Here is an 11,656-nt window from a genome sequence, read left to right as displayed (position 1 = left end):
GTGCAGAACTTATGCAGAAGTTACTTCCAGGACCTACATATTTTAAAGACACTGAAAAGTTTCTAGAAAGCTCTTTTGAAAAAAGGTTATTTTTAGAATTACATATCACACAGTTGAAAAAAGTTGCCAGCATGGCTGGACCATATAATAGAAAATGATTTGCCACGTGAATTTGAACCAAAGGCTTAAAAGAGATGGTACAGAATTCGTATATCAGGAATTAAAGCATTTGGAGTTATCTCTACGAAATCCCAAAGCAAAAGTGAGTTATAGCCATCCAGCTTAAGTTCCTCATGGATTAACAGTTTTTTGGGGAGACTTATGCTGCTTATCCGCTATTTAAACGCCTTCATTTCGAAAAGTCCTCACGCAGGAAGAATGAGCAATTCAATTGACACCCCATTTATATCTTTCCACATACCTCAGAAGGAAACATTGAAAATAAGGATAGCCACGCTTATTTATTGCTCAGTTATTTATCCATATAGAAATGGGTGATTACTGGCAGTATGATTTAAAATGGTAATGCCATGGTTCTTTCGCCAGTCTAATCCTGGCTCCCCACTATGAGCTTTAAAGAATTTGAAGGGGGCTACTAAACCGAGCCCGTTCTCTTTTTCCTTATTTGTGTAAAAGGCTTTGCCATGAGTTATGATTCAATCTTCGGTGACGTTAACGCTTTGTTGATGATATTGGATCTGGCTGGCTTTTTACTTTGTGCCTTTGACTTTAATCTTCGCGTCAGAAAGCATACTTCAATGAAAAGATTTAGAAAAACCGGCGTGAGCTTTTTTCTCACCGCTTTTTACCACTCCAAGAGATTTAAATTGCATGAAAATATGCTTTCCATCACACGCTATTCAAAAAGCGGAAGGGAAGGTGTGGTAAATGGATAAAGAGTGGCTTTCCATCATCCCGTTCCTTTTGGTAATACCGATAGCCGTTAAAACGAAACAGGTACTTCCCGGCTTAGTTGCCGGGCTGCTGACTGGTTCATTCTTATTACAGCCAACGCTTGCAGGAGGTCTGCAGAAAACCCTGGACTTTCTTGTAAAGGGATTATTAGACCCAGGTAATATCAAAATCTTGCTTTTTCTATATTCCTTTTCAGGGCTGATCGGGATGATCAAGGTTTCCGGGGGAATTAAAGGCTTTGTTGAGGCTGCCTCAGAAAGGATTCATACAAAAAAAGAGGCACTTCTTCTGACCTATGTTTCCACCCTGGGCACTTTTGCTGCTCCAAGCTTCCGTTTTGTGACGATAGCCCCGATCATGAGGGCTCTGTTAAAACGGGTCAGCATGTCTACCCGTGAGCTTGGCTTTGTAATTGAAACGACTGCCACACCTGTCATTGTTTTGATTCCCATCGCAACGGCCTTTGTGGGATACATGACTTCCATAGTGGATTTGTCCCTGCAGAATGAACAAATTACGGTTGATCCTTATACACTCTTCATCAAGAGCATACCTTTTAACTTTTTTTCCTTTTCCATGATATTGGTAGGAATTTATTTAAGCTTCTTTCACAAATCGCATACGGGAGGAAGCAGCGATCCTGATCAAATTGACAAGAATGGAGCGGGGGATGATTGGCATGACTGCGATGCAGCTGTCCACGTTTCTCTTCCCTCTAAACCCTGGAATTTGATTCTCCCATTAGTACTTGCTATTCTTTTTACTCTTGCATTTACCTGGTGGGATGGCCGGCAGGAGGGGAGGAGTTTTTTATCTGCGTTCATATACGCAGATGTAATGGGCGCGATGCTTTCTGCCCTTTTGCTGACAGTCATTCTTTTATTCATTTTTTTAAGAATACAGCGATTAAAAACAGCTGAGCTCCTGACAAGCTTTATTGAGGGAGGGAATGAGATGATGTCAGTCATCACGCTGCTTGCAGTTGTCTGGGGGCTTTCTTCGGCAACAGAACAGCTTGGCTTTGCAGGATTCATTACCAGCCACACAGGGTGGATTCCCCATTCGGCATTGGTTCCCCTTTTATTTTTATTCGGGGGGATGGTCTCCTATGTAATCGGGTCAGCCTGGGGAACATGGGGTATACTAATGCCGCTCGGAATTTCCATTGCTGACTCTAATGGAATTTCCCTTCCGCTTGTCATAGGTGCCGTATTTGCCTCAGGTACCTTTGGCGCCTTTGCCTCTCCGCTTAGTGATGATACCAATACCATTGCCAGAATTTTGGATCTTCCTGTTATCAGCTATGCAAGGTTTAAATTAAAGCCAGCTTTGGCGGCAGCGGGCATCTCTGCCATCTGCTATGGCATTACCGTGTTCTTTTCGTAACCACTCGGCCTTGACAGGAGAGGGAGAGAGGTGTTGAAGGTTTGGACAGATTTCCATGTAAAGGGGAGAAATATTATAAGGGATTCACAGTTTTTATGGACATTAAAAAGAGACCTGCGGCGGGTCCCTATAATTTTTATAGAAGTTCAGCTGTAGAGGATGAATTGGTTTTTGCCATTGCGCTTGGCTTCATATAACGCAAGATCTGCACATTTTTTTAGCGCCTCAGCGGAATCAGCCTTTTCAGGGTAGAAAGCTCCTCCTCCAGATATGGATACTTTGACTGTACTGCCCTGGAAGTTCAGGGGATTATTATTGAGAAAGGACTTCAACTCAAGGAAAATGCTTTCAAGGTCCACATGTAAGGCATCCCTTATAATGAACATAAATTCATCACCTGCATAGCGGTAGGCCTTCCGATTCGCTGAAGAGAGTCTTTTCATACCGTTTGCGAGTCTTTTTAAGTACAGATCTCCGGCTTGATGGCCGAAATGGTCATTGACTCCTTTTAGTCCATCAGAATCAATCATCAGTAATGCAACCGGCGCATTGCTGCTCGTCATCATTTTTTCCAAATCGGAGTGAAAAGCACGGTAATTTCCCAGGCTGGTCATTTCATCTGTCTGAGAGAGCTCATAATTCTCTGAATAAAGCCTGGCAGTTACGATAGAGCTGATAACCTGGTTACCAATGATCTTCAAGAGGTCTTCATGCTCCCTCCTGTAGGCAAACTCATGGTTGCTTTGTGCGGATATGACTCCCTTTACTTGATCATCAATTAATAAAGGGACAAAAATACAGGTATTTCCTTCACCGGTTCCGATTATATAATTAAATTCATCCAATTCCTTGGCCGTTTTACCATGGATGGTTTCCTTTGATGTGATAACTTTTGCGGTGAAGCTGTTATCATCAAAAGGTATTTCTGTTCCCAAAATAAATTCACCATCATCCATCATAAAGGGTATTTGAATTTTCTGATTTTCTTTATCGTATAAGGCAATAAAGAAAGCGTCAGTCGGCATAACCTGTGAAACAAGATTATAAGCTTCTTCCATCAGCACTTTTTCATCCAGCGTCTCGGAACAGGTTCTGCCAAAATCATTAAGGATTCGAAGATGCTCATTGAGCCAGGTCATATCAAGAATCCTCTCGTTGATATTCTTGAGCTCAGAATGTATGCAGGCAAGGAGATGGCCTGGATCGTCAGCAGTGAAGCCGTGCTGGAAATCCATGTACTGTTTTTCTGCTAATCCAAATGCAGGCGTTCCGACAGCTCTTATCAGGTTCAGTGTTTCACTTAGCAGGCCACCAAGCGGCTGGGTCTTATTGTCATTCATATTTACACTCCATATTTAAACGTATTATTACCAGGACCGGCTAAACTTTCATTCTAAAATTATAGCATTTATTACCATAGTAAAACTATAAAATTTCTATAATAAAAATTATAAATTAAATATTTTTAGAATTGTTAATCATTTTATCGCTTAAATCCATTTACGAAAAAAAAACCGGGTACTGGGACCCGGTTCTGTTCTGTCATTTTAATCCTTCAGTAAAAGCTCCATAATTTCTGCGGCCATGCTGTATTCCTATCCATTTGAGTGTGGTGAACTCATCAAGGACCCATTCACCATTAAACCGTCCGAGACCAGAATCTTTTTCTCCTCCAAAGGGTACATGTGCCTCATCATTTACGGTCTGGTCGTTTACGTGTATCATCCCTGTATGAATGGAATGGGCAAGCTTTGCACCGCGCTCGATTTCTCCCGAATGAACAGCTCCGCTGAGTCCAAACGGATAGGAATTGGCCATTTCAATCACTTCTTCCTGGGAAGAGAAAGGAATGATTGCTGCCACCGGGCCGAAAATTTCATTGACGGCAATCGGCATGTCATTGGTTACCCCGGATAATACAGTAGGCTGAAGGACATTGCCTTTCACTTCTCCGCCTAACAGGACTTCGGCTCCCTGTCCGACACTTTCCTGGATATCATTCAGAATGCGATCGACCTGAGCCCGGTTTATCAGAGGCCCTACATGCGTATCCTCCTCTGCCGGGGAGCCATATTTCAGCTTGGCTGCCATCGCAGTGAAGCGTTCAGTGAAGGCATCGACTATGTTTTCATGAACAAATATCCGGTTAATAGCCATGCATATCTGCCCCTGATGATAAAACTTGCCGAAGAGGGCTGATTCCACCGCATAATCCAGGTCAGCATCCTCCAGCACGATAAAGACATTGTTGCCTCCGAGCTCGAGGGCAGCTTTTTTCAGATTTTTGCCTGCCAGCTCACCTATATGCCTGCCAACCTCAGTAGATCCGGTGAATGATATGAGGCGGGGGATGGGGTGTGTGACAATGTCATCGCCAATCTCCGATCCTTTTCCTACAACTACATTCAGGAGTCCTTTCGGAAGTCCGGCAGCTTCAAAAATGCTGGCAAAAATCAGGCCGCCAGTGACCGGTGTATCGGAAGCGGGCTTTATGACCACTGCATTCCCGGCAGCAAGGGCTGGTCCAATTGAACGGATGGCCAGGTGGAGCGGGAAATTCCAAGGGCTTATGATGCCGATAACACCAAGCGGGCTGCGATAGACCCGATTTTCTTTGTCAGGGTAGATGGAAGGAAGAATCCGCCCTTCCATCCGGAACGGGAAGGAGGCAGCTTCTTTCATGATACTGATGGATGCCTGCAGCTCCACCCCAGCTTTCATGACTGTGCTTCCGGCTTCCTTTATGAGCCACTCAGTGATCAATGCCTGATTTTCTTCCATGATACCTATTGCCTTTTCTAATACCTTCCTTTTGATCTGGGGAAGAACGCTTGCCCATTCCCGCTGTGCCCGTGCTGCCGCTTTATAGGCTTCGTCGAGGTCTTCTTTGCTTGCCGCTTGTATTAAAGTGAGCTCTTCGCCGGTAAATGGGTTGGTATTCTTCATTTTCTTTGTACTTGAGCCAACTTTCCAAACTCCATCTATATAAATTTTTGAGAAGTCTTTGTTCATGATTTATTCGCCCCTTTTTTAGTTAACTTCATCTGGCTTTTTACCTCTAACCTGTTTTTTTTAAACTTTGCCAGCAAAGCAGGTTTTCATTGCCGCTTAGTACAAATATTGGTAAAATAATGAAAAATTAAGAGGGGGGATAATCCTGATCATTTATCCGGAGCTTAAAAGCGGCGACACAATTGCTGTCACTGCCCCTTCATCAGGTGTACCGGAAGAACTGCACGGCCTTCTTCACCAGGCTTGCAGGCGGCTTGAAAAAAAGGGGTACGGTATTGAGCTGGGTGCTACCGCTTGGAAACAGGAGAAGGCAAAATCAGCACCTGCTGCGGTTCGTGCTTCGGAATTGAATCATCTTCTTTCGGCCCCTTCTGTTGGGCTTATTCTCCCGCCATGGGGAGGAGAGCTGCTGATAGAAATCCTTGAGTATGTGGATTTTGAAAAGATCACACCTAAATGGGTGCTGGGATATTCAGATGTGAGCCTGCTCCTCCTTGCCATCACCCTGAAAACGGGTATAGCTACGGCACATGGAACAAATCTGGTGGATCTCAGGGGTGAATTTTCTGACAGCACTACTGCCATGTGGGAGCAGGTGCTTACAACAAAGAGAGGCAGTGCTGTTTCCCAAACTTCTTCGCTCCTTTACCAGAAAGAGTGGAATCATGAGCACCCTTCGCCTTGTGTTTTTTATCTTTCAGAGCCTGCAGTATGGAAAGCGGCAGGCTGCGCGGAAGCCAGGATGCAAGGCAGGCTTCTGGGCGGATGCCTGGATATAATCAGACACATCGCCGGGACTCCATTTGCAGATATTGACCGGTTCCGGGAGAAGCATATTGGACATGAACCAATTCTCTGGTACTTCGAAAATTGCGAGATGAATTGCACTGAATTGAGGAGGACGCTCCTGCAATTAAAGCTGACAGGCTGGTTCAAGGGAATATCAGGAATCATGTTTGGCAGGAGCAAGGCAAACCAGCCGGTTGAAGGGTACGAAGCAGCTGATGTTTACCTGGAGCTGACACAGGAGCTTGGAGTCCCGGTTGTTTACGATATTGACTGCGGCCATATGCCCCCGCAAATGACGTTTATCAATGGGGCATGGGCGGAGGTTGAAGTTTCAGACGGGAAGGGAAGGGTAGTGCAGAAATTCGTCTAAATTCGGACAGAATACAGATAAAGCTGGCTGAATAGGAATGGATGCCATTCAATCAGCCAGCTTCTGTTTTGAAAGATATGCGGTCAGGACATAGCGTTCTGGGGCAGAACCTACAAAATGAAAGGGATAGCAGGTACTTACCGTAAGAGTTGCCCTCGGTTTTGGTACGATGACGGTACGGTCATTGGCATCAACGATCCGGACCTTGTAAACTTTATAGGTAAATTCACCAGCTGAGGTTTGTACGATGAGTTCGTCTCCCTCGCCCACATCACCCAGCTTTCGAAAAACTGTGTCCCTATGGCCGGAAAGGACTGAATTATCCTGTTCACCGGGAAGGACACTGCCTGCGAAATGACCTACTCCCTTTACAAGTTCGTCCTCATCAGTTCCATGATAGATGGGAAGCTTTGCCTTGAGTTTAGGAATGATTAAATCTCCGATTAGATCGCCCTGCTGAGGCCGTACCGTGTAAAGAACACCCGGGGCGCGCTTCTCTTTTTTCAAAGGAGCTGCAGATGCCTGACTTTCTTTGCCTGCTGGTGCAGGGGAAGAAGTTTTGTATAGGAAATATCCCATTGCGAATTTATACAAATTTGTCGTCGAGAACCAGATTCCGCCGCCTATCAGCATTAATGAACATAGAAGAAGAATCAACCGCCCAGGGCGGTTGATCTTTTTATTCCATCTTGTCATCCTATGCTTTCCTCATTTTTCTAAACAGGAAAAGCCCGGAAAGGATCACAATCAGTCCAATGGCTGCATTGGGTATATAACTGGAAGCTGTTTTTGGAAGCTTTGCGCCGTTTACCGTCTTAAGAGAGGATTCTGGCTTTTTTGCAGTTTTAATCAAATGTGCAGGTTTCTCCTTTTTAGGTGCTGCTGCGGTCTGCTTAACTTCCTTGACAGTCTCTTTAATCTGGTTTCCTTTATCCTGGATAACATCTGAATCCACCATTTCGCCTGTTATAATCAAGTCGGCAAGGAAATCGCCCTTTGAGTTATAAAGCATGATTTTAAGGTTTGCCCCTTTTAGTTCATCCAGTTTAAGCAGGTCTGCGATGGTTATGGGATGATCCTGGCCATCCTTCACGAGAAAGTAAGCTGCCTTTAAATCAAAGATTGCCAAAAACTCATCATAGATTGCAATCATTTCTGCGATATCAGCCGGTTGAAGTTCATCCATGGTTTCAAAATCGTCAAAACCGGCCATCCTGTCCCCAAGCGCCTCCATTCGTTCAAGAATGGCTGGATCGGCAAGTTTAGATTCAATTGAATTTAGATGATCTTCTATCCTAGTCAGCTCGGCCTGTGTTAAACCAAGTTCATCTTCAAAAATCGGCATCATGTCCTCAGCGACCTCTTCATCTGAATCACCGCCCTCTGTGAAGCTCCATACATCCTCTTCTAATTGATCAATGAAAATATAATCGTCGATTTTTTTTCCGTTTTCTTCGAGGAGGGCAAATAATTCAGCCTGTGTTAATCCGTAATTTTCCTGGAAGTAATCCAGATTCCTAAAATCCTTTTGGATAACATCTCCCAGTGTTTCACGGACTTCTTCCACATTTTTGTAGTAGGCAAGCTCATCTTCCCAGCCCGCAAGATAGTTTTCAATAAATGTCTTGGTGACTGGAATGCCACGGGTTGCGGATATTTCCTCTAAATAATTCTGAAGATCTTCCTCAAAGGTGGGATCCTGAACAACCTCTCCGTCTTCTTCTTCTTCTTCGGAATCCGGCTCATCCAGGTAGGAAGAAACAGCATCATAAAGATCATCCACATATATATAGTCACTCAGCTCTTCGCCATAAGATTGCATAAGCTTTTCAAGGCTTACAGCATCCAATTCATATTCTTCATATATACCATCTAGATTGCTTAGATCTTTCTTGATGACCCTGCCCATAAAGAAATTGAGTTCACTTACCTTATCGAAGTCAGCCAGAGTGGTTTCGTAAGCAGCAAGCGCTCTCTCAAGATCCGCTTTGGTCACTTCCTTCCCGCGAATCATACTTACCTTTTCCAAATAGGTTTTCAGGTCACTGTTGAATTGGGGTGATTGAGCTGCGTGTGTAATACCCGGAAAGAAGGCAAGCAGCAAAGACAATGATAATAAAATGGCGCCCAGTTTTTTCATGCATATCTCCCTTTTTTTATGTATCAAAACTATGTTTCTAGAAAATTATAAGATAATGAGCTTAAATAGACAATGAGGATAATATTTCCAATCCATTACGTGAAACATTCAGAGATATTGACATTGAAAAATGAAGCATATGCTAATATAGAGATATCAGAAATTTCAGGAGGTGTATTTCAGCTCATGTATCCGATATTTGATGGTCACAATGATACGCTATTAGATTTACTATTGGGAAAAAAAGGGGAGACTAGATCCTTTTATGAGGACTCGCATAAGGGGCATCTGGATTATCCCCGTGCAGTAAGGGGAGGATTTGCCGGCGGATTTTTCGCGATGTATACGCCAAATCCGGACCCGGGGGAAAAGACTATCATGACAGGACAAGGGTATCAGGTTCCACTTGCAGACCCTATTTCCCATGAATATGCCTTAAATCATACAACAGCGATGGCCCGAAAGCTGTTTCAAATGGAAAAGGAATCAAACGGGAGGGTCAAAGTAATAAAGAAGGCTGAAGAATTAGCAGACTGCATGAAACACGGAGTCATGGCAGCGGTGTATCATATAGAAGGAGCAGAGGCTATCGATCCTGAATTCAGGAACCTTCATCATTTTTATAAAGAAGGACTGAGGTCACTTGGGATTGTATGGAGCAGGCCGAATCGGTATGGCGAGGGAGTACCGTTTCAATATCCATCCTCCCCAGACACTGGCGGCGGACTAACGGGGGATGGAATCCGCTTAGTGAAGGAGTGCAACAGGCTCGGAATCATGATAGATACCTCGCATCTAACTGAGAAGGGCTTCTGGAATACGGCAGAAATATCTGATGCCCCCATAGTGGCCAGCCATTCGAATGCCCATTCCATTTGTGCCCATTCACGAAATCTTACCGACAGTCAGCTGGCGGAAATCGCTTCAAGCGGAGGAGTTGCCGGAATAAATTTCTCAGTCAGCATGCTTCGTCAGGATGGCGGGGGGGATCCGGATACACCCCTGACCGAAATCGTAAGGCATATTGAGTACATAGCGGAAAAGTTCGGAGTTGACCATGTTGCTTTTGGATCTGATTTTGACGGAACATTTATACCCAATGAAATAGGGGATGTCACCGGCCTGCCAAAGCTTTTGTCTGCATTGAAAGCCAGGGGCTTCGGGGATAGCGATCTTCGGAAGATAGCCTATGAAAATTGGCAAAGAGTTTTAAACCATACGTGGAAGACACAAGTAAAAGGATAAGTGAAAAGCGGGAGAGGGTACCTTTCCCGCTTTTCCTCTTGCATTAAAGTTAATTCTTCATTTTGTCCAAGTCATTATGTACTTTCAAAAGACTGGATAATAAGGCCCTGAACCTGCTTTTATCCTGATGAGGTGTTTTATCCAGTTCCTTTTTAATCTCATGGCTTCTATTTAAAAGGTCATTTATTTTTTGCTGAAGTTTGCAGTTCTTACTCTCCATTGCATTCTTTTCTCCCATAAAATTAATTTCTTATCTTACTATAATTTATCAGAAAAACATTACTAATAGATGTATTATTTATTAAAAATTCATGTCAATCGTATTATTCCTCTTACTTATGACTTATTTTTCTGTTTAAAAACAGGCATAAAGGCTTAGTGAAAAATAGGATGATAGTCAGGCAGAGGGAAGGATAGGACTGAAATTCTTGTATGATTGTGGATTTTCAGGCGGCATAAGCTTGACGATATAAAGGAAGAGAAAAGATTGACCATATCTGGCATTAAACAAGAAGCGAAATCTGCAATAAAAGGAAGTTGGGGGGCGGTACTTCGGCCTTTTTGAAATCAGACATTCGCACGATAACGAAAACAAAAAAAGAAATAGAGATTTTGGATTAGAAACAGTTTCAAGAGGCTGCCCGGAAGCATATGCTTTCAGGGCAGCCTCTTTTTTTGGCTGCTGCCGCATACATGCACTAAATGGATTACCGCCTCAAGCTGTCAAAAGTCACGCATACTACAATCCTGACAATCTGGTCCAACTATTTTTAAAGCAATAACTGTCTAAAAAGCTAATGTAGTAATGTACCAGCAGAAGCTATGAGTATGGGGTCTGAATTAGAAAATTACACAAACCCTGGGCAGTAGCTGGTACAACTATTTTCGCTTTGCTCAAAATCGTTAGCTGTTATTTAAAATGTTGGATATAGTAAACTTTTTGCGCTATATTTCATACTTATATGCTAAGGGAGGGAAACACATGGAGGAAAACGTATTGCTAGCGATCGGGCTGACTTTATTTGCAGGACTTGCAACTGGTATCGGCAGCCTGCTGGCGTTTTTTACTAAAACAACAAATACTAAATTTCTCTCAATAGCACTTGGTTTTTCTGCTGGTGTCATGATATATGTTTCGATGATTGAAATTTTTGTGAAAGCAAAGGATGCGCTCGTGAACGCTCTGGGTAAAACGGGCGGGAATTGGGCAACTGTGGCAGGATTTTTCGGTGGGATACTATTAATAGCGGCCATTGATAAATTCATACCTAAGCAGGGGAATCCGCATGAGTTAAAAACAGTTGAGGAAATGAATCCACCCCGAAATCCGGCTGTCGATCCGGCTCTTCTAAAGATGGGAACGTTTACTGCACTGGCCATCGCCATTCACAATTTTCCAGAGGGAATCGCGACTTTTGCTTCGGTCCTGCAGGATCCGGCCCTCGGCATTGCCATTGCTTTTGCGATTGCCATTCATAATATTCCTGAAGGCATAGCTGTCTCGGTGCCCGTTTATTTTGCAACCGGGGATAAGAAGAAAGCATTTAAATTATCTTTTCTTTCCGGGCTGTCTGAGCCGGTGGGAGCCATCGTTGCTTACTTTATTCTCATGCCATTCCTCAATGACATCATGTTCGGTATTATTTTTGCAGCGGTTGCCGGGATTATGGTTTTTATTTCACTTGACGAACTGCTTCCGGCCGCAAAAAAGTATGACGAGGACCATCTGTCTATTTATGGCTTAATCGGTGGAATGGCCATAATGGCATTGAGTCTTCTTTTGTTTATATAGTCTTGCA

The 11,656-nt window shown here is 43.6% G+C and carries 10 protein-coding genes; 5 read left to right on the top strand and 5 right to left on the bottom strand.

What is annotated here, in order from left to right:
• The first annotated feature begins 644 nt into the window (after nucleotides 1–644).
• Together V1501_RS11950 and V1501_RS11945 are read left to right on the top strand one after the other, a co-directional pair.
• The gene (locus V1501_RS11950) at nucleotides 645–896 is read left to right on the top strand and encodes a hypothetical protein (protein WP_409288378.1); all 252 of its coding nucleotides are present in this window, start codon (nucleotides 645–647) and stop codon (nucleotides 894–896) included.
• Nucleotides 889–2,301, top strand: coding sequence for a Na+/H+ antiporter NhaC family protein (locus tag V1501_RS11945; RefSeq protein ID WP_409288376.1), 1,413 nt, complete (start codon nucleotides 889–891; stop codon nucleotides 2,299–2,301). The genes V1501_RS11950 and V1501_RS11945 overlap by 8 nt, the downstream gene beginning before the upstream one ends.
• Before the next feature lie 146 nt (nucleotides 2,302–2,447).
• On the opposite strand, the gene V1501_RS11940 is transcribed toward V1501_RS11945, so the two are convergent.
• Together V1501_RS11940 and V1501_RS11935 are read right to left on the bottom strand one after the other, a co-directional pair.
• Entirely contained in the window at nucleotides 2,448–3,641 is a 1,194-nt protein-coding gene (locus tag V1501_RS11940; protein WP_409288374.1) for a diguanylate cyclase, read from the bottom strand.
• A gap of 202 nt (nucleotides 3,642–3,843) precedes the next feature.
• On the bottom strand, nucleotides 3,844–5,313 hold the full coding sequence (locus tag V1501_RS11935; protein ID WP_409288373.1) for an aldehyde dehydrogenase family protein: 1,470 nt from the start codon (nucleotides 5,311–5,313) through the stop codon (nucleotides 3,844–3,846).
• Between the two features lie 145 nt (nucleotides 5,314–5,458).
• On the opposite strand from V1501_RS11935, the gene V1501_RS11930 reads away from it, so the two are divergent.
• A complete protein-coding gene (locus V1501_RS11930) occupies nucleotides 5,459–6,472 on the top strand; it encodes a S66 peptidase family protein (protein WP_409293334.1) in 1,014 nt (337 codons plus the stop codon).
• A gap of 48 nt (nucleotides 6,473–6,520) precedes the next feature.
• Here the strand turns inward: V1501_RS11930 and V1501_RS11925 are convergent, their stop codons facing one another.
• Nucleotides 6,521–7,168, bottom strand: coding sequence for a class D sortase (locus tag V1501_RS11925; RefSeq protein WP_409288371.1), 648 nt, complete (start codon nucleotides 7,166–7,168; stop codon nucleotides 6,521–6,523).
• A gap of 1 nt (nucleotide 7,169) precedes the next feature.
• Nucleotides 7,170–8,612: a processed acidic surface protein gene (locus tag V1501_RS11920; protein WP_409288369.1), complete on the bottom strand. Its 1,443-nt coding sequence runs from the start codon at nucleotides 8,610–8,612 to the stop codon at nucleotides 7,170–7,172.
• A gap of 186 nt (nucleotides 8,613–8,798) precedes the next feature.
• Between V1501_RS11920 and V1501_RS11915 the strand changes: the two genes are divergently transcribed.
• Nucleotides 8,799–9,857 carry a dipeptidase gene (locus tag V1501_RS11915; RefSeq protein WP_409288367.1) on the top strand — a complete coding sequence of 353 codons (1,059 nt, stop codon included), beginning with the start codon at nucleotides 8,799–8,801 and terminating at the stop codon, nucleotides 9,855–9,857.
• A 49-nt stretch (nucleotides 9,858–9,906) separates the two neighbouring features.
• On the opposite strand, the gene V1501_RS11910 is transcribed toward V1501_RS11915, so the two are convergent.
• Nucleotides 9,907–10,095 carry a hypothetical protein gene (locus tag V1501_RS11910; RefSeq protein ID WP_409288365.1) on the bottom strand — a complete coding sequence of 63 codons (189 nt, stop codon included), beginning with the start codon at nucleotides 10,093–10,095 and terminating at the stop codon, nucleotides 9,907–9,909.
• Nucleotides 10,096–10,839: 744 nt separating this feature from the next.
• Between V1501_RS11910 and zupT the strand changes: the two genes are divergently transcribed.
• Nucleotides 10,840–11,649 (top strand): zinc transporter ZupT, encoded by an 810-nt coding sequence (zupT, locus tag V1501_RS11905; protein ID WP_409288363.1) that lies wholly within the window; start codon nucleotides 10,840–10,842, stop codon nucleotides 11,647–11,649.
• Nucleotides 11,650–11,656 lie beyond the last annotated feature (7 nt).

It is taken from the genome of Paraperibacillus esterisolvens (assembly GCF_046237625.1).
GTDB classification, from domain to species: Bacteria; Bacillota; Bacilli; order Bacillales; family DSM-1321; genus Paraperibacillus; species Paraperibacillus esterisolvens.
Note: the sequence above shows the minus strand (reverse complement) of the source record. Positions and strands in the feature narration are given on the sequence as shown.